Here is an 18,595-nt window from a genome sequence, read left to right as displayed (position 1 = left end):
TTTCTATTCTCGCCAGACTATGGCCTCCATTTCGGGAGGGATTCATGGTCTTGCATTCCACGCGCTGGCTGGCGCTCAGCTATTTCACCTATTTCTTTAGCTACGGTATTTTTCTGCCATTCTGGAGCGTCTGGCTCAAGGGAATCGGCCTGACTCCAGAGACCATCGGCGTTCTGCTGGGGGCCGGACTGGTGGCGCGTTTTCTTGGCAGCCTGCTGATTGCCCCGCGCGTCAGCGATCCCTCTCTGCTGATCAAGGCTGTACGCATTCTCGCGCTGCTCACCCTGGTCTTTGTCGCCTGCTTCTGGGTAAGCCATCAGTTTGCCTGGCTGATGGTGGTGATGGTCGGCTTTAACCTGTTCTTCTCTCCGCTGGTTCCTCTGACGGATGCGCTGGCGAACACCTGGCAAAAGCAGATCACCATGGACTATGGCCGCGTGCGCCTGTGGGGCTCTATTGCTTTTGTTATCGGCTCCGCGCTGGTGGGGAAACTGGTCAGCCTCTACGACTACCGTGCGATTCTGGCTCTGCTGAGCATCGGGATAGCGTCGATGCTGCTGGGAATGCTGTTACGTCCATCCGTGATGCCGCAGGGAGAAAGTCGCCATCAGGAGAGCGCGGGCTGGCCAGCCTGGCGGAGCCTGGTCGCACAGAGCTGGCGCTTTCTGGCGTGCGTCTGTCTGCTTCAGGGGGCGCATGCGGCGTACTATGGCTTCAGCGCTATCTACTGGCAGGGGGCGGGCTACTCTGCCTCTGCGGTTGGTTATCTCTGGTCGCTGGGCGTGGTGGCCGAAGTCATTATTTTCGCCCTGAGCAAAAAGCTGTTCCGCCGTTTTGGCGCGCGCGATCTGCTGTTGCTTTCGGCGATTTGCGGCGTGGCACGCTGGGGTATTATGGGCTGGACGACGGATCTGCCATGGCTGATCGTGGCGCAAATTCTGCACTGCGGCACCTTCACCGTATGTCACCTGGCGGCGATGCGCTATATCGCTGCGCGTGAGGGCGGGGACGTGATTCGTCTGCAGTCGGTCTATTCCGCGGTAGCAATGGGCGGCAGTATTGCGGTGATGACGGTCTTTGCCGGTTTCCTGTATCAACACCTCGGGCACGGCGTCTTCTGGGTAATGGCGCTGGTGGCGCTACCGGCGATGTTTGTTCGACCAAAAGTGGCCGCACGCGCGTAACTACGACTCCAGCATCGCGCGAATATGCTCTTGCTGCTGCACATTCAGTGATTCAACCGCGTGGATCAACGGCGGCGAGAACAGCGGCAGGGCAACAGGATAGGGGGTGACCACCAGCGCGGCTTCGCGCGGCGCGCCCTCTTTCTGAAAAGCCTGCAACGTCAGATAGCGAATATTGAGCGGCAGCAGCGTCAACTCGCGCAGCTGCTGTTCAATCAGCTCCTCACAGGATTTATCTTCCCCGGTCAACAGCACCACCTGCTTTTCATGGAGATCGGACTCCTGCATCAGCCAGGCGCCGAAAATCACCGCGACCAGGCTCATCTCTTCATCGGAAAAACGCAGGCCAAACTCCGCTTCCAGCTCAAACAGCGCCTCTTTCGTGGTGCGTAACAGCCGGGGATAGAGACGATGGATCTCCTCTGGCAGGCTGTTGTCGATGCCAATTTCAAACAGGGAACGGTCCAGCGCCTGAGACAGATGGATATACAGCTGATCGGTCAGCCCTTGCTCGTCGCTGAAGTTCATCCCGGTCTGCGAGCGAAAACGGGCCACCATGCGCACGATGGCGCGACGCAAACGCTCATCCTGCTGGTGCTTATCGAGCACCGGATCGGGCGTGCGGAGCATCATAAACAGCAGCGCCAGAAACAACTGCTCATCCACATGCGCGCCCTGAGGAACGCGCCGCTTCCAGTGACGGACGATCTCCTGCGCCGTAAAATACTCTCCCCGCGACTGCGTCCAGCTGCGCTGGGCATGGGAAAATTGTGGCGTATTCCCCAGGTGGTGCTGGATAAGGCAGTATTGTAAGTAGAGTTGTAAGAACTGGATGTCGCGACACTCAAACTGCCGCTGCAGCTTGCGCGAGCAGAAGTTGATTAACGCCCGCAGGTTAGCATCGTCGTAAAGTGGCCGCGCGATGCCGTGTTGTTTAAGCGCGGTTTTTAACGCTGGCGTAAACTGGTGCGAGACAAACTGCGGGCAAAGGCGGAGCGCCCTGCGCAGCCAGTGCAGCAGGCATAAACGCTGGTTCAGGGCAGTGCCTTCAATCCGGTAGCTGCCGTCGTGGTGCGTGACGATATCCAGCCGGTGATAGCGCTGGATTTCATCGCGCGTCTCGGCTATATCTTGCCGTGCCAGGACGTCGTCCACGCCGTTGGCTGCGATTATGCTCTGTGCGGTGACGGCAGCATCGGGCAGGTAAAGCATTAAAAGCACCTGGCAACGGCGCTGCGAACTGGAAAGCACAGATGGAATTTCAAGCGTCGTCATCATCTGTCGGGTATCCAGTGTGGATGTTTGATAAGAATAGCTAAAGGATGGGGGCTGAAAAGCGCACCGGCAGGCCTTTCACTCAGGATTGCTGGAGAACATCACAGAATTTTTGACGTGAGGAATTGATGCAGACAGTTAAACACAGTGCGATGGCGTTATTTTTGGCGGTTATCTCCTTCACCACCTGCGCACATCCTCACAGTTTTATCAGCCTGAAAACCGAACTGGTCACCGACGGCACGCAGTTAAGTGGCCTGAAGATGCGCTGGACGATGGATGAAATCACCTCGGCTGACCTGCTTTATGATGCGGGAAATGCGAAGCCCGGCGATGAAATCTGGAAAAAGCTGGCGGCGGAAGTGATGGCTAACGTGCTGGGTCAGCACTACTTCACCGAGTTCTGGCATAACGGCCAGAAGGTGAAGTTTCTTAACCGACCCACGGAGTATGGTATGTCACGCGACGGGCATCAGGCGGTGCTGACGTTCGTCCTTCCGCTGGCGCACCCGCAGCCGCTGGCAGGGCAAAAATATACTTTTTCCACTTTTGACCCCACCTACTACGTCGACATGCACTACGCCGACGAGAGCGATGTACAGCTTCCGGCCTCGTTGCAGAAAACCTGCAAAATGGCGGTTCACACCCCGAATCCCAGCGAAGAGACGCTGAACTTTGCCGTCTCTCTTGATAAAGAAGATGCGCCACCGGAGGACATGGAGTTGGGTAAACAGTTCGCGCAGGAGGTGACGTTACAATGTCAGTGATCGCTTCTCCGTCCCGCAAATCTCGCCGCTGGCTTCATCTTTGGCCGCTGGCGCTTTTTATACTGTTAGCTATTGGCGGTTCGCTCTGGCTGTGGCAGGCCTGGCCGCAGGTGATGATGAAAAGCATCATCTGGCAACGCGAGGTGAACCAGCAGATGAGTGGTTTACTGAAAGCGGTGGCGGAGAACCCAACGAAAGCGGGCGGTTCCCTGCTGGCGTTCAGCTTTATCTACGGGGTGCTGCATGCGCTGGGGCCTGGGCATGGCAAAATCGTTATCACCACCTGGCTTGCGACCCATCCGTCGAAGCTGAAATCGAGTATCGGGCTGACGCTGGCCTCCTCGCTGCTTCAGGGGGGCGTGGCGATTGGGCTGGTTGTCGTGGTGCTTTCACTTCTTCAGCTTCCAGCCCGGCAGCTGCACATGAGTAGCTTCTGGCTGGAAAAGGGGAGCTATGCGCTGGTGGGCGTGCTGGGGCTGATCCTCTGCTGGCGAGCGCTGAAAAAACTGCGCGCGCTGCTGCAAAAAACGCAATTCAGGACTTTTACGCCGCATCACGTTCACGATGAAAACTGTGGCTGCGGACATCAGCATCTGCCGACGCAGGAACAGCTACAGAACGGTGATGACTGGCGTGCGCGGCTGATGATTGTGCTCTCGATGGGGATGCGCCCGTGCTCGGGGGCAATCATGGTGTTGTTGTTCAGCAAGGTGATTGGCGTGTTTAGCTGGGGAATGCTGTCTGCGCTGGCGATGGCGGCTGGAACGTCACTGACGATTTCTTCGCTGGCGTTGCTGGTGCACAGCTTCCGTCAGCTGGCGGTTAAACTCAGCGGCAATAAAACGCCGGTGCTGTGGCGACAGGTCGGATGGACAACGCTCGCGCTGGCGGGCGGGGTGATTCTGCTGGTGGCGGCGGTGACGATGTGGATGAGCGCGGTGCCGGTGGGAAGGGGATTGCGGCCTTTCTGACGTACCTGAGGGATTTTGTAGGCCCGGTAAGCGTAGCGCCACCGGGCATAATACGCTCGATTAACGCTTCAGCGCGTCGCTCAGTTCATCACGCATGTTTGCCAGCATGGCTTTAACGACACGTGGGTTACCTGCAACGATGTTGCCGGTAGACATATAGTTATGGCCGCCGGTGAAATCACACACGATGGCACCTGCTTCACGTGCGATCAGCTCGCCCGCGGCAAAATCCCATGGCTTCAGAGACAGCTCGAAGTATCCGTCAACGCGGCCGGTCGCCACGTAAGCCAGATCCAGCGCAGCAGAACCGGTGCGACGGAAGTCCGCGCATTCGGTGAACAGTTTGCCCAGGATATTCATGTAGGTGGTTGCGTGCTGTTTCGCCTTGAACGGGAAACCGGTCGCCAGGATGGTGCCGTCCAGATCGCGAGCGTTGTTGCAGCGCAGACGGTAGCCATTCAGCTGTGCGCCCTGACCGCGGGTAGCGGTGAACAGTTCGTTACGCATTGGATCGTAGACAACAGCGACTTCAGTACGGCCTTTGATGCGTACGGCGATAGACACAGAGAAGTGTGGCAGGCGTTTAACGAAGTTGGTGGTGCCATCCAGTGGATCGATAACCCATTGAACATCCTGATCGGTACCTTCATGTTCACCGCTTTCTTCGGTGATGATGGTGTGCTGCGGGTAAGATTTGCGGATCGTTTCGATAATAATCGCTTCTGCGGCTTTATCGACATTCGTCACGAAATCATTGCTGCCTTTCTGGCTGGTTTCTACGGAGTCTGGCGTTTCGTAGTGTTTGGCAATTACATTACCCGCCTTGCGCGCTGCGCGCACGGCGATGGTCAGCATCGGATGCATCGGTCTCTCTCACTGGATGTTAAAGAACAGGAAAATCGGCGCAGAGTATAGCAGCGGGATCGGATTATGTCTCTCGTTTATGATAATATGCCCGAATATTCTTCAGACGCTGAATTCAGACACTAAAAATTATGCTGCAAAACATTCGAATCGTGCTGGTCGAAACATCGCACACCGGCAACATGGGCTCCGTTGCCCGCGCTATGAAAACCATGGGCTTAACGAACCTGTGGCTGGTTAACCCGCTGGTGAAGCCAGACTCGCAGGCCATCGCCCTGGCCGCCGGAGCCAGCGACGTGATTGGCAACGCGCAGATCGTCGATACCCTCGACGAAGCGCTGGCAGGCTGCAGCCTGGTGGTCGGCACCAGCGCCCGCTCCCGCACATTGCCGTGGCCGATGCTGGACCCGCGCGAATGCGGTCTGAAGAGTGTCTCTGAGGCAGAGCAGGCGCCGGTTGCGCTGGTGTTTGGCCGTGAGCGCGTTGGCCTGACCAACGATGAACTGCAGAAATGCCACTACCATGTGGCGATTGCCGCTAACCCGGAATACAGCTCGCTGAACCTGGCGATGGCAGTGCAGGTGATCGCCTACGAAGTGCGTATGGCGTGGCTGGCGACGCAGGAGAAAGAGGTAGAGCCTAAAGAAGAGACGGCCTACCCGCTGGTGGATGACCTGGAGCGTTTCTATGGTCACCTGGAGCAGACGCTGCTTTCGACCGGCTTTATTCGTGAAGGCCATCCAGGCCAGGTGATGAACAAGTTGCGCCGTCTGTTCACCCGCGCGCGCCCGGAAAGCCAGGAGCTGAACATCCTGCGCGGCATTCTGGCGTCGATTGAGCAAAAGAATAAGGAGTAGTGTCGTCTGTTCGCCGGGTGGCGCTTCGCTTACCCGACCTACAAAACTCGTAGGCCCGTGCAAGCGCAGCGCCGCCGGGCAAAAGGATACGGCACAGAAGGTTAAATACCTGACTAAAACAGTCAAGTAAATAGTTGACCATTTTAGTCAGGAATGTCAGACTTGGCCCTGCTATGCAATACCCCCATTTTACAATAAAAAACCCCGGGCAGGGGCGAGTTTGAGGTTAAGTAAGACATGAGACTGACATCTAAAGGGCGTTATGCCGTGACCGCGATGCTGGACGTTGCGCTCAACTCCGAAGCGGGCCCGGTTCCGTTGGCTGATATTTCTGAACGACAAGGGATCTCCCTCTCCTATCTGGAACAGCTGTTCTCCAGACTGCGTAAAAATGGACTGGTTTCCAGCGTTCGTGGCCCGGGCGGCGGTTATCTGCTGGGTAAAGACGCGGGCAGTATTGCAGTGGGTGAAGTGATTAGCGCAGTTGACGAATCCGTCGACGCGACCCGTTGCCAGGGTAAAGGCGGCTGCCAGGGCGGCGATAAGTGCCTGACCCACGCGCTGTGGCGCGATCTGAGCGACCGTCTGACCGGCTTCCTGAACAACATCACCCTCGGTGAGCTGGTGAATAACCAGGAAGTTCTGGATGTATCAGGCCGTCAGCACAGCCATGATTCCCAACGCAGCACCCGCGCGCAGGACGCCATCGACGTCAAACTGCGCGCGTAATAAAACGATAAGTATTTCAGAATCAGGCCGGGGCACCGCGCCCCGCGTACTCGGTCGTACATCCAGCCGGTTGCCTGATTCCTTGCATTGAAGCGATGTACGGAGTTTATAGAGCAATGAAATTACCGATTTATCTCGATTACTCCGCAACCACGCCGGTGGACCCGCGTGTTGCCGAGAAAATGATGCAGTGTCTGACCCTGGACGGAAACTTTGGTAACCCAGCTTCCCGTTCACACCGTTTTGGCTGGCATGCTGAAGAGGCGGTTGATATCGCCCGTAATCAGATTGCTGACCTGGTGGGTGCCGACCCGCGTGAGATTGTTTTCACCTCCGGTGCGACCGAATCCGACAACCTGGCGATCAAAGGTGCAGCCAACTTTTATCAGAAAAAAGGCAAGCACATTATCACCAGCAAAACCGAACACAAAGCCGTGCTGGACACCTGCCGTCAGCTGGAGCGTGAAGGGTACGAAGTGACGTACCTGGCGCCGCAGAGCAACGGGATCATCGACCTGAAAGAGCTCGAAGCAGCGATGCGTGATGACACCATTCTGGTCTCCATCATGCACGTCAACAACGAAATCGGCGTCGTTCAGGACATCGCCACCATCGGCGAAATGTGCCGTGCGCGCGGTATTATCTACCACGTAGATGCGACCCAGAGCGTGGGTAAACTGCCTATCGACCTGAGCCAGCTGAAAGTGGACCTGATGTCCTTCTCCGGCCACAAAATCTATGGCCCGAAAGGGATCGGCGCGCTGTACGTTCGTCGTAAGCCACGTATACGCATCGAAGCACAGATGCACGGCGGCGGTCACGAGCGCGGCATGCGTTCCGGTACGCTGCCTGTTCACCAGATCGTGGGCATGGGCGAAGCATACCGCATTGCGAAAGAAGAGATGGAAACCGAGATGGCACGCCTGCGCACGCTGCGTAACCGTCTGTGGGACGGCGTGAAGGATATGGAAGAAGTGTATCTGAACGGCGATCTCGAGCAGGGCGCGCCAAACATCCTCAACGTCAGCTTCAACTATGTTGAAGGCGAGTCGCTGATCATGGCCCTCAAAGACCTGGCCGTTTCTTCCGGTTCTGCCTGTACGTCTGCAAGCCTGGAGCCATCCTACGTGCTGCGCGCGCTGGGTATGACTGACGAGCTGGCACACAGCTCTATCCGTTTCTCTTTAGGTCGTTTCACTACCGAAGAAGAGATTGACTACACCATCAAGCTGGTTCGTAACTCCATCGGCCGTCTGCGTGACCTTTCTCCACTGTGGGAAATGTTTAAGCAGGGCGTGGATCTGAACAGCATTGAATGGTCACATCACTAATCGGTACATAAGGAGAATTCAATCATGGCATACAGCGAAAAAGTCATCGATCATTACGAAAACCCGCGCAACGTTGGCTCTTTTGACAACAGCGACGAATCTGTTGGTAGCGGCATGGTGGGTGCACCGGCGTGTGGCGACGTGATGAAGTTGCAGATTAAAGTCAACAATGAAGGTATCATTGAAGACGCGCGCTTCAAGACCTACGGCTGCGGTTCTGCCATTGCGTCCAGCTCCCTGGTCACTGAATGGGTGAAGGGCAAGTCTCTGGACGAAGCACAGGCAATCAAGAACACGGATATTGCTGAAGAACTCGAACTGCCACCGGTGAAAATTCACTGTTCTATTCTGGCAGAAGACGCGATCAAAGCCGCCATTGCGGATTACAAAAGCAAACGTGAAGCAAAATAATTGAGGTTTGAGTATGTCGATTACCCTTAGCGACAGCGCTGCCGCGCGAGTAAGCTCTTTTCTGGCGAACCGTGGTAAAGGCTTTGGCCTGCGACTGGGCGTACGTACCTCCGGCTGTTCTGGTATGGCTTACGTACTGGAGTTTGTTGACGAGCCGGCGTCTGATGACACCGTGTTTGAAGACAAGGGCGTGAAGGTGGTGGTCGATGGCAAAAGCCTGCAATTCCTCAACGGCACTCAGCTGGACTTCGTCAAAGAAGGCCTGAACGAAGGGTTCAAATTCACGAACCCGAACGTCAAAGACGAGTGTGGTTGCGGCGAAAGCTTCCACGTTTAACCGCGCGTCATCCGAAACCCCACCGTGGCTTTGCTGCGCTTGGGGTTTGTTCTAACAGGCTACCCCTGAGATTGTTATGGATTACTTCACTCTCTTCGGACTACCCGCTCAATACCCGATCGATCTTCAGGCGCTGACGGTCCGTTTTCAGGATTTGCAGCGTCAGTACCATCCGGATAAATTCGCCAGCGGGACGCAGGCCGAGCAGTTGGCTGCAGTTTCGCACTCTGCAACCATTAATCAGGCCTGGCAGACGCTGCGTCATCCGCTGGCGCGTGCTGAATATCTGCTCTCGCTCCACGGTTTTGATCTGGCGAGCGAACAGCATACCGTTCGCGATACGGCGTTTCTGATGGAACAGCTGGAGCTGCGCGAAGAGCTGGATGAGATTGAACAGGCTAAAGACGAAGCGCGCCTGGAAAGCTTTATCACGCGCGTGAAGGGTATGTTTGATACCCGCCATCAGCAGATGGTGGAGCAACTGAACAACGAGACCTGGGACGTGGCGGCAGACACTGTGCGCAAACTCCGTTTTCTCGATAAACTGCGAAGCAGTGCTGAACAACTCGAAGAAAAGCTGCTCGATTTTTAATTTCGGAAGCAATTATGGCCTTATTACAAATTAGTGAGCCTGGCTTAAGTGCCGCACCGCACCAGCGTCGTCTGGCGGTGGGTATTGACCTGGGCACCACCAATTCTCTCGTGGCGACCGTGCGTAGCGGCCAGGCGGAAACGCTGGCTGACGAGCAGGGCCTCCATCTGCTGCCTTCCGTGGTCCACTACCAGCAGCAGGGTCACGCGGTAGGCTACGACGCGCGCGCCAACGCCGCGCGCGATCCGGCCAACACCATCAGCTCGGTTAAGCGCATGATGGGCCGTTCGCTGGCCGATATTCAGACCCGTTACCCGCATCTGCCGTATCAGCTTCAGGCCAGTGAAAACGGCCTGCCGATGATCGCGACCGAGGCTGGTCTGCTGAACCCGATCCGTGTTTCTTCGGACATCCTGAAGGCGCTGGCAGCGCGCGCTACGGCGACGCTCGGCGGCGATCTCGACGGCGTGGTGATTACCGTTCCGGCCTATTTTGACGATGCACAGCGTCAGGGCACCAAGGACGCCGCCCGTCTGGCAGGCCTGCACGTATTACGCCTGCTGAACGAACCGACGGCGGCGGCCATTGCCTATGGCCTCGACTCCGGTCAGGAAGGGGTGATTGCCGTTTACGACCTCGGCGGCGGTACCTTTGATATCTCCATCCTGCGCTTAAGCCGTGGCGTATTTGAAGTGCTGGCGACCGGCGGGGATTCCGCGCTGGGCGGCGATGACTTCGACCATCTGCTGGCGGATTACATTCGTGAGCAGGCGGGGATTGCCGATCGCAGCGATGCGCGCGTCCAGCGTGAACTGCTGGATGCCGCCATTGACGCCAAAATTGCCCTCAGCGATGCGCAGACGGTTACCGTGAACGTGGCGGGCTGGCAGGGGGAAATCTCCCGTGACCAGTTTAACGATCTGATCGCACCTTTGGTGAAACGCACGCTGCTGGCCTGCCGTCGCGCATTGAAAGATGCGGGCGTTGAGGCTGACGAGGTGCTGGAAGTGGTCATGGTCGGCGGTTCTACCCGTGTGCCGCTGGTGCGCGAACGTGTAGGTGAGTTCTTTGGCCGCACGCCGCTGACCGCCATCGATCCGGACAAAGTGGTTGCCGTGGGCGCGGCCATTCAGGCCGATATTTTGGTCGGCAACAAGCCGGACAGTGAAATGCTGCTGCTGGACGTTATCCCGCTGTCCCTTGGTTTAGAAACCATGGGTGGCCTGGTGGAGAAAGTCATCCCGCGTAACACCACCATTCCGGTGGCGCGCGCGCAGGAGTTCACCACCTTTAAAGACGGCCAGACTGCGATGTCCATCCACGTCATGCAGGGCGAACGCGAACTGGTGCAGGACTGCCGCTCTCTGGCGCGCTTTGCACTGCGCGGTATCCCGGCATTGCCAGCGGGCGGGGCGCATATTCGCGTTACCTTCCAGGTTGATGCGGACGGCCTGCTGAGCGTCACGGCGATGGAAAAATCCACCGGCGTGGAATCGTCCATCCAGGTGAAGCCGTCCTACGGCCTGACCGATGGCGAGATCGCCTCCATGATTCAGGACTCAATGAGCTACGCCGAGCAGGATGTGAAGGCGCGTATGCTGGCGGAACAGAAAGTGGAAGCCGCACGCGTGCTGGAAAGCCTGACCGGGGCACTCAATGCCGATGCCGCGCTGTTAAGCGCCGCTGAGCGTCAGGTGATTGACGAGGCTGCCGCGCACTTAAGCGTCGTCGCCATGGGCAATGATGCTGACGCAATAGAAGAAGCCATTAAAAACGTTGATAAACAAACCCAGGACTTCGCCGCTCGCCGCATGGACAAATCCGTCCGCGTCGCGCTGAAAGGCCAGTCCGTGGACGAGGTTTAATATGCCAAAGATTGTTATTTTGCCTCATGCGGACCTTTGTCCGGATGGCGCTGTTCTGGAAGCGAAGACCGGCGAAACCATTCTCGATGTTGCCCTGCGCGCAGGTATCGAAGTGGAACACGCCTGTGAAAAATCCTGTGCCTGCACCACCTGTCACTGCATCGTGCGTGAAGGTTTTGACTCGCTCGCCGAAAGCACCGAAGACGAAGACGACATGCTGGATAAAGCATGGGGCCTGGAGCCAGACAGCCGCTTAAGCTGCCAGGCCGCGGTGACCGACGAAGATCTGGTCGTGGAATTCCCACGCTACACTATCAACCACGCACGCGAGCATTGATATGGGACTGAAGTGGACAGACAGCCGTGAGATCGGCGAAGCGCTCTACGACGCGAACCCGGATCTCGATCCGAAAACCGTACGATTCACCGACATGCACCAGTGGATCTGCGATTTAGACGATTTCGACGACGATCCAAACGCATCCAATGAAAAAATTCTGGAGGCGATTCTGTTAGTCTGGTTAGATGAAGCAGAGTAAATCACTTAACGGGCTGCCTTCAGGCGGCCCGTTTGCTAATAAGGATAAATAAAATGACCGAAGCGATGAAGATTACGCTCTCTACGCAGCCTGCCGACGCGCGCTGGGGCGAGAAAGCCAGCTACAGCATCAATAACGACGGTATTACCCTGCACCTGACGGGCAACGATGATTTGGGCCTGATCCAGCGCGCCGCGCGCAAAATCGACAGTCTTGGGATCAAACATGTCTCGCTGGAAGGCGAAGGCTGGGACACCGACCGCAGCTGGGCATTCTGGGCGGGGTACAAAGGTCCGAAAGGCACCCGCAAAATTGAGTGGGCAAACCTCGACGAAGCCGGTCAGAAAGAGCTGGAAAGCCGCCTACAGATCATCGACTGGGTGCGCGACACCATCAACGCCCCGGCGGAAGAGTTAGGTCCTGAGCAGCTGGCGCAGCGCGCCGTTGACCTGCTGTGCGGCGTGGCGGGCGACAAAATGTCCTACCGCATCACCAAAGGTGAAGACCTGCGCGAGCAGAACTATATGGGTATCCACACCGTAGGCCGTGGCTCTGAGCGACCTCCGGTCCTGCTGGCGCTGGATTACAACCCAACCGGCGATAAAGAAGCGCCTGTCTTTGCCTGCCTGGTCGGCAAAGGCATTACTTTTGACACCGGCGGCTACAGCCTGAAGCAGAGCGCGTTCATGGACTCCATGAAGTCCGACATGGGCGGCGCGGCAACCATTACTGGTGCGCTGGCGTTCGCGATTACCCGCGGCCTGAACAAGCGCGTGAAGCTTTACCTGTGCTGCGCCGACAACATGGTCAGCGGCAATGCCTTCAAGCTGGGCGACATCATTCGCTACCGCAACGGCAAAAATGTTGAAGTGATGAATACCGATGCCGAAGGCCGCCTGGTGCTGGCTGATGGCCTGATTGACGCCTCTGCGCAGAAACCTGAGCTGATTATCGACATGGCGACCCTGACCGGTGCGGCGAAAACCGCCCTGGGGAACGACTACCATGCGCTGTTCAGCTTCGATGACAAGCTGGCCGCACGCCTGCTGGCAAGCGCTGCTGCGGAAAACGAGCCATTCTGGCGTCTGCCGCTGGCCGAGTTCCACCGCAGCCAGCTGCCGTCCAACTTTGCCGAGCTGAATAACACCGCAAGCGCGGCGTATCCGGCAGGGGCAAGTACCGCAGCAGGCTTCCTGTCTCACTTCGTTGAGAACTATCACGAAGGCTGGCTGCACATCGACTGCTCCGCAACCTACCGTAAAGCAGCGGTAGAACAGTGGTCCGCGGGTGCGACCGGTCTGGGCGTGCGTACCGTGGCGAACCTGCTGACGGCTGAGTAACCTTTTTTGCCGGGTGGCGCTACGCTTACCCGGCCTACAAAACCCGTAGGCCCGTGCAAGCGTAGCGCCGCCGGGCAATTGTGAAGTAGCCAAACTATGTCCGAAACCAAAAACGAATTAGAAACTCTGCTGGAACAGGCGGCCACCGAGCCCGCTCACCGTCCGGCATTTTTCCGCACGTTGCTGGAATCTACCGTCTGGGTGCCAGGCACCGCAGCGGAAGGTGAGCAGGTTGTGGAAGACAGCGCGCTGGATCTGCTGCACTGGGAGAAAGACGACGGATCTTCAGTGATCCCGTTCTTTACCTCACTGGAAGCGCTGCAGGAAGCCGTGGAAAATGAACAGGCATTCGTGGTGATGCCGGTGCGTACGCTGTTTGAAATGACGTTGGGCCAGACCCTGTTCCTCAACGCCAAACTGCCAACCGGGAAAGAGTTCACCCCGCGTGAAATCAGCCACCTGATGGGTGAAGAGGGCAATCCGCTCAGCACTCAGGAAGTGCTGGAAGGGGGCGAAACGCTGCTGCTCTCCGAAGTGGCCGAGCCGCCCGCGCAGATGATTGACTCCCTGACCACGCTCTTCAAAACGCTCAAGCCCGTCAGGCGCGCATTCCTCTGCTCCATTAAAGAGAATGCCGACGAGCAACCGGTGCTGCTGATCGGTATTGAAGCAGATGGCGATATCGACGACATCATTCAGGCGGCGGGAAGCGTGGCGACCGACACGCTGCCGGGCGACGAGCCGATTGATATCTGCCAGGTGACGAAAGGTGAGAAGGGCATCAGCCATTTTATTACCGAGCACATCACGCCGTTTTATGAGCGTCGCTGGGGCGGGTTCCTGCGCGATCTCAAAACCAACCGCATTATCTGATGACGCGGGGTGAACTTCACCCCGTTGCTTCCAGCAGCAGTAAATCCATCAGCAGTACCAGATTCGACTCAAATGACGTCACGCCTGCTGCTTCAGCAGCGAAATGCACCGCTTCGTCATAGAGGGCAAAGTGTACGTCCGCCATCCCCGCCAGCGTATTGGCCGAAGCGCGGGTAAACGCGACGACGGTCATCCCGACGTTTTTGGCAATTCGCGCTTTATCCAGCACCTGCTCCGTTTCGCCGCTGCGTGAAACGGCAATGAACACCTGATAGCGGGCGGCGTTGCTGAGAAAAATGTTCCGGCTGTCCCCTGGCCCGGAAATAAATGCCGTTTTGCCCAACACCTGCAATTTCTTGGTCAGGTACTCGGCAAACAGATAGGAAAACCCGGCACCGTAGAGAAAAAAGCTCTCTTTCTGGCGCAGCAGGTTGGCAAACTGCTGGCGTTTGTCCTGGGTGACCCACTGAAAAGTTTGCTGATAGTTGGCGATGAATTGATTAAAAAGGGCAGGTAGCTCAGGGAGCGATTGCTCCTGCACGGCGATATGCGGCGTGTCAGAAAGCAGCTGCTTGCAGTGCCAGATAAACTCGCTAAAACCGCTGAACCCCAGCTTCTGACACAGCCGCATAATGGTGGCGGTAGAAACAAATGTCGCCTGCGCCAGCTCGCGCACCGTGATATTGCCCACCAGCAGCGGATGCTCCGTGAGGTGGGCGAGGACGCGATACTCCGCGCGGGTCAGTGACGCCCCGCGCGTTAACAGCGTGGCCAGGCGGTTATCCATTATTTTGCCGGTTCAACCGGCAGATCGTCTCGCGCACCCCATTCGCTCCAGGCGCCGTCGTAAAGAGTGACGTCGTTAACCCCGAGGGTGGCAAGTGCCAGAATCACCACGCAGGCCGTTACGCCGGAACCGCAGCTGGCAATGATCGGACGATGTAAATCCACACCCGCACGGTCAAAAATGGCGCGCAGTTCATCGGTGGTTTTCAGCTCCCCTTCAAATACCAGATCGCCCCACGGCACGTTCAGCGCGCCCGGAATATGTCCACGCTTCAGGCCCGGACGCGGTTCATCTGCTTCGGCATTAAAGCGAGGAGCAGGACGGGCATCGACAATTTGCGCCGTCTTTTCGTGGCTAACGACCAGTACGTCAGTCAGACGTTTGACGACGTGTGCGTCAAACGTGGCATCAAAATCACCTTCCGGCAGCGTGACATCACCCTGCTGAAGCGGCAGGTCATCACGCTTCCAGCCCGCCAGACCGCCTGCCAGAATTGACACTTTCTCTACGCCAAACTGTTTTAACATCCACCACGCGCGCGGTGCGGAAAAGAGGTTGCCCTCATCGTAAACAACCAGATGCTTGTCGCGGCTCACGCCCAGCTCGCGCATCGCTACGGAAAAGGCTTCCGGGCGCGGCAGCATGTGCGGCAGGGGAGAGTTGTGATCGGAGAGGGCTTCAATATCAAAAAATACCGCATCAGGCAGATGGCCAGCACGGTATTCAGCGACCATATCACGAAGATGTTCTTGCCCGGCTGGGGCCATTCGCGCGTCAATAATCTGGACTTCCGGGTCGTCGCCGTGCTCAATCAGCCAGTCGGCGGCGACAAAATATGAGGTGGACATGGGATGCCTCCATTCTTTTCCGTAAAAAAGGATTGTCGGTGTTTTTTATGACACCGACAAGCAAACCACGTTCAACTCGCGAGCAAGCCCCTATTTTTTCACCGTTTCGCCATTCTGCCAGGCCTTTTGCAGTGCGGGCCAGTAGTCGCGGTTGGCTTCGATCATCTCATCCAGAATTGCTTTCGCGTGCGCCATGGTCGGCACGGTGCGGTTCAGGGTGAAGGCCTGCAGGGCTTTCTCATAACTGCCTTCGATGGTCGCCTCCACCAGCAGCTGTTCGGATGCCAGCTGCTGTTGCAGCAGGGTCTGATGGAACAGCGGCACCCGACCGATGCGCACAGGCTCTGGTCCTTCGGAGGTGATATAGGCGGGCACTTCCACCATCGCATCGTAGGGCAGGTTGGTAATCGCCCCGCGGTTTTCCACCATCACCAGATGGCGGCTGCGCAGGTTAAAGGCCAGCGAGCAGGCCACGTCGACGATAAACTCGCCGTGGACGCCCACGTGGAAGGCATCCGGCAGGATCCCGGTGCGCTTGTACTCTTGCGCAGCAGCAAAGAGTTTTTTCTCACGCCCGTCCATCACTTCGTTGGCGCGGGTATAGTCCGGGTTCTGATGCTCCACAATCTGGTTTGGCATCAGGTAATACTGCAGATACGGGTTCGGCAGGTACTCCGGGAAGTTATCCATGACGGGCTTGATGTTGCGCCAGGTCTTCACCCAGGAGGGATCGGAATGTTGCGGATCGGTTTTAGCGGCGTCTTCCGTCAACAGGCCAAACTTCGCGATATGTTTGCGCAGTTCGGGCAGCTTGTCTTCGCCGTCCACCAGCACGCGGGTAAACCAGCCGAAGTGGTTCAGGCCGAAATAGTCCACCTCCAGCTTGTGGCGATCCACGCCCAGAATGGCACCCATATTGCGCATTGCGGCGACGGGCATATCGCAGATGTTCAGCACCCGCGCGTTCGGGCGCAGGCGGCGCACGCCTTCCGCCACGATCGCTGCCGGGTTGGAGTAGTTCACGATCCAGGCTTTTTCATGCGCGTAGCGATCCACCCGATCGATAAGCTCGACCATCGGCAGGATCGTGCGCAGTCCGTACGCCAGCCCGCCGGGACCGCAAGTCTCCTGGCCGACCACGCCGTGCCGCAGTGGGATCTTCTCATCCTGCTCGCGCATTTTATACTGACCGACCCGCATCTGGGCGAAGACGAAATGTGCGCCGCTGAACGCCACTTCCGGGTCAGTGGTGACGGTGAATTTGATGCTTTCACTGTGGTCACGAATCACTTTCTCAACCACCGGCGCGATGGTGTTCTGACGCGCCTCGTCGATGTCATAGAGGCGGATTTCGGCCAGCGGGAAGTCATGCAGACGTACCATCAGGCTTTTCACAATACCCGGCGTGTAGGTGCTGCCGCCACCGGCAATCGACAGAATAAAGGGGGGTGTAAACATCTTTAGCTCCTTTCAGAGAAACGTCTCAACGGCTTCTCGCATTTTTTTGACATGCAGCCCGTAGACCACCTGAACGTTGTTACCTTGTTTGATGACCCCTTTCGCGCCGGTCGCTTTCAGGCGCGGCTCGTCGATGATGTCGACGTCCTTCACCGTGACGCGTAAGCGGGTATAGCAGTTATCCACAACCTCAATATTCTCCCTGCCGCCGAGGCCCACGACGATGGACTCACCCAGCCCGTCGTTATTGCCCCTCGCCTGGTACTCCTGCTTGCTGTAGAGACGTGTCTCCTGATCCTCATCCTCACGGCCTGGGGTCTTCATGTTGAAGCGCAGAATAAGGAAGCGGAACACCGTGAAGTAGAGGGAAAACATGATCAGCCCTACCAGGATGTACATTGGCCAGTTGGATTTCTCCGTGCCGAGCGGCAGGTTGTAGAGAATGAAATCAATGATCCCGTTGGCACCGATGGCGTGAACGCCAAATAGCGAGAACAGCATCATGCCGATGCCGGTCAGCACCGCGTGAACCACGAACAGCAGCGGCGCGACGAACAGGAAGGAGAACTCAATCGGCTCGGTGACGCCGACAAGCAGCGAGGTCAGCGCCGCCGGGATCAAAATGGCTTTCGCAACGGCTTTGCGTTCCGGTTTTGCGGTCATATACATCGCCAGCGCGGCGGCGGGCAGGCCGAACATTTTGCTGATGCCGCGCGCGTCCCACACCACGGTGCTGCTGAGCTGCTTCACCTCCGGGCAGGCCATTTCGGCGAAGTAGATATTGCGCGCGCCCTGATAGGTTGCGCCACATACTTCCTGCGTCCCCCCGAGTTCGGTATAGAGGAACGGGGTATAAACCAGATGATGCAGGCCAGTCGGTACCAGAATGCGCTCAAGGAAACCGTAAATGGCTACGCCGAACGGGCCTGAGCCTTTAATGGCCAGCGCCAGCGCGCTAATCCCGTGCTGAGCGTACGGCCAGATTTCGCTCATTACCACGCCGAGCAGCATGGAGACGGGCAGCATCACAATCGCGACAAAGCAGTGGCCGGAGTAAATCGCCATCGCACCGTTAAACTGTACGCCGGAATATTTGTTGTAAAGGTAGCCGGAGAGCGCCCCGGTCAGGATCCCGGCGAAAACACCCATCTCGAGCACCTGAACGCCCAGCACCATGCTTTGACCCGCGGCTTTCATCTGCCCGGCAGGCGCCAGCTCACCCTGAAGCTGTAACGTTACGTTCATGGCGTTGATAAACACCACGAAGGTCACCAGACCAATCAGCGCCGCGTAGCCTTTATCGCGCGTTGCCAGCCCAATCGGGATCCCGACGGCAAACACCAGCGCCAGGTTGACCAGCACCGACACGGCGGATTTGGCAATCAGCTGGCCGATACTCTGAATGAGCGGATGGCCAAGAAACGGCAGGTACTCGGCCAGGTTGCCGTTACCCAATACGTTACCAAAGGCGATAAACAGACCGACGATCGGTAAGATAAGTACGGGGCCGTACAATGATTTTCCGAAATTTTGTAGGGCGTTCACGGCTCGTTTCATGGCTTTCTCT

The 18,595-nt window shown here is 57.4% G+C and carries 20 protein-coding genes; 14 read left to right on the top strand and 6 right to left on the bottom strand.

The genetic code is table 11. From position 1 onward, the window contains the following. Positions 1-44 precede the first annotated feature (44 nt). A complete protein-coding gene (locus tag ACOTYN_RS14485) occupies positions 45-1,184 on the top strand; it encodes a 3-phenylpropionate MFS transporter (protein WP_023338677.1) in 1,140 nt (379 codons plus the stop codon). Here the strand turns inward: ACOTYN_RS14485 and csiE are convergent, their stop codons facing one another. Beyond that, positions 1,185-2,462 (bottom strand): stationary phase inducible protein CsiE, encoded by a 1,278-nt coding sequence (gene csiE, locus ACOTYN_RS14480; protein ID WP_071922987.1) that lies wholly within the window; start codon positions 2,460-2,462, stop codon positions 1,185-1,187. A gap of 125 nt (positions 2,463-2,587) precedes the next feature. Between csiE and ACOTYN_RS14475 the strand changes: the two genes are divergently transcribed. Both ACOTYN_RS14475 and ACOTYN_RS14470 read left to right on the top strand, forming a co-directional pair. Beyond that, complete coding sequence (locus tag ACOTYN_RS14475) at positions 2,588-3,226, top strand: DUF1007 family protein (protein ID WP_063433633.1); 639 nt, start codon at positions 2,588-2,590, stop codon at positions 3,224-3,226. Next, positions 3,217-4,197, top strand: coding sequence for a nickel/cobalt transporter (locus ACOTYN_RS14470; RefSeq protein WP_071922988.1), 981 nt, complete (start codon positions 3,217-3,219; stop codon positions 4,195-4,197). Before ACOTYN_RS14475 ends, ACOTYN_RS14470 begins: the two co-directional genes overlap by 10 nt. Positions 4,198-4,257: 60 nt before the next feature. On the opposite strand, the gene suhB is transcribed toward ACOTYN_RS14470, so the two are convergent. Then, the gene (gene suhB / locus ACOTYN_RS14465; RefSeq protein WP_332958100.1) at positions 4,258-5,061 is read right to left on the bottom strand and encodes an inositol-1-monophosphatase; all 804 of its coding nucleotides are present in this window, start codon (positions 5,059-5,061) and stop codon (positions 4,258-4,260) included. 131 nt (positions 5,062-5,192) lie between these two features. Between suhB and trmJ the strand changes: the two genes are divergently transcribed. From trmJ to sseB, 11 genes are all read left to right on the top strand, one after another. Next, positions 5,193-5,918, top strand: a complete 726-nt coding sequence (gene trmJ / locus ACOTYN_RS14460; RefSeq protein WP_008502159.1) for a tRNA (cytosine(32)/uridine(32)-2'-O)-methyltransferase TrmJ — start codon at positions 5,193-5,195, stop codon at positions 5,916-5,918. A gap of 237 nt (positions 5,919-6,155) precedes the next feature. Beyond that, positions 6,156-6,647: a Fe-S cluster assembly transcriptional regulator IscR gene (iscR, locus tag ACOTYN_RS14455; RefSeq protein WP_008502158.1), complete on the top strand. Its 492-nt coding sequence runs from the start codon at positions 6,156-6,158 to the stop codon at positions 6,645-6,647. Between the two features lie 116 nt (positions 6,648-6,763). After that, positions 6,764-7,978, top strand: a complete 1,215-nt coding sequence (iscS, locus tag ACOTYN_RS14450; RefSeq protein ID WP_008502157.1) for a cysteine desulfurase — start codon at positions 6,764-6,766, stop codon at positions 7,976-7,978. 24 nt (positions 7,979-8,002) lie between these two features. Continuing rightward, positions 8,003-8,389: a Fe-S cluster assembly scaffold IscU gene (gene iscU, locus ACOTYN_RS14445; protein WP_003860661.1), complete on the top strand. Its 387-nt coding sequence runs from the start codon at positions 8,003-8,005 to the stop codon at positions 8,387-8,389. Positions 8,390-8,402: 13 nt separating this feature from the next. Then, complete coding sequence (gene iscA / locus ACOTYN_RS14440) at positions 8,403-8,726, top strand: iron-sulfur cluster assembly protein IscA (RefSeq protein WP_003860659.1); 324 nt, start codon at positions 8,403-8,405, stop codon at positions 8,724-8,726. 76 nt (positions 8,727-8,802) lie between these two features. Next, the gene (gene hscB, locus ACOTYN_RS14435) at positions 8,803-9,318 is read left to right on the top strand and encodes a co-chaperone HscB (RefSeq protein ID WP_003860657.1); all 516 of its coding nucleotides are present in this window, start codon (positions 8,803-8,805) and stop codon (positions 9,316-9,318) included. A gap of 14 nt (positions 9,319-9,332) precedes the next feature. After that, complete coding sequence (gene hscA, locus ACOTYN_RS14430) at positions 9,333-11,183, top strand: Fe-S protein assembly chaperone HscA (protein WP_332958102.1); 1,851 nt, start codon at positions 9,333-9,335, stop codon at positions 11,181-11,183. A 1-nt stretch (position 11,184) separates the two neighbouring features. Continuing rightward, positions 11,185-11,520 (top strand): ISC system 2Fe-2S type ferredoxin, encoded by a 336-nt coding sequence (fdx, locus tag ACOTYN_RS14425; RefSeq protein WP_003860652.1) that lies wholly within the window; start codon positions 11,185-11,187, stop codon positions 11,518-11,520. A gap of 1 nt (position 11,521) precedes the next feature. After that, positions 11,522-11,722: a Fe-S cluster assembly protein IscX gene (gene iscX, locus ACOTYN_RS14420; RefSeq protein ID WP_014171178.1), complete on the top strand. Its 201-nt coding sequence runs from the start codon at positions 11,522-11,524 to the stop codon at positions 11,720-11,722. Positions 11,723-11,775: 53 nt separating this feature from the next. Then, positions 11,776-13,062 (top strand): aminopeptidase PepB, encoded by a 1,287-nt coding sequence (gene pepB, locus ACOTYN_RS14415; RefSeq protein ID WP_332958104.1) that lies wholly within the window; start codon positions 11,776-11,778, stop codon positions 13,060-13,062. A gap of 96 nt (positions 13,063-13,158) precedes the next feature. Further along, positions 13,159-13,935, top strand: coding sequence for an enhanced serine sensitivity protein SseB (gene sseB, locus ACOTYN_RS14410; protein ID WP_332958106.1), 777 nt, complete (start codon positions 13,159-13,161; stop codon positions 13,933-13,935). A gap of 16 nt (positions 13,936-13,951) precedes the next feature. On the opposite strand, the gene ACOTYN_RS14405 is transcribed toward sseB, so the two are convergent. The 4 genes from ACOTYN_RS14405 to ACOTYN_RS14390 form a co-directional block, all read right to left on the bottom strand. Beyond that, positions 13,952-14,722 carry a MurR/RpiR family transcriptional regulator gene (locus tag ACOTYN_RS14405; RefSeq protein WP_332958109.1) on the bottom strand — a complete coding sequence of 257 codons (771 nt, stop codon included), beginning with the start codon at positions 14,720-14,722 and terminating at the stop codon, positions 13,952-13,954. Continuing rightward, the gene (sseA, locus tag ACOTYN_RS14400; protein ID WP_332958111.1) at positions 14,722-15,570 is read right to left on the bottom strand and encodes a 3-mercaptopyruvate sulfurtransferase; all 849 of its coding nucleotides are present in this window, start codon (positions 15,568-15,570) and stop codon (positions 14,722-14,724) included. The genes ACOTYN_RS14405 and sseA overlap by 1 nt, the downstream gene beginning before the upstream one ends. A gap of 90 nt (positions 15,571-15,660) precedes the next feature. Continuing rightward, a complete protein-coding gene (locus ACOTYN_RS14395; protein WP_023331083.1) occupies positions 15,661-17,028 on the bottom strand; it encodes a 6-phospho-alpha-glucosidase in 1,368 nt (455 codons plus the stop codon). A 12-nt stretch (positions 17,029-17,040) separates the two neighbouring features. Beyond that, the gene (locus ACOTYN_RS14390; RefSeq protein ID WP_014884819.1) at positions 17,041-18,585 is read right to left on the bottom strand and encodes a PTS transporter subunit EIIC; all 1,545 of its coding nucleotides are present in this window, start codon (positions 18,583-18,585) and stop codon (positions 17,041-17,043) included. Positions 18,586-18,595: the final 10 nt, after the last annotated feature.

The organism is Enterobacter cloacae complex sp. IR5458 (assembly GCF_049238025.1).
Lineage (GTDB): Bacteria > Pseudomonadota > Gammaproteobacteria > Enterobacterales > Enterobacteriaceae > Enterobacter > Enterobacter kobei.
Note: the sequence above shows the minus strand (reverse complement) of the source record. Positions and strands in the feature narration are given on the sequence as shown.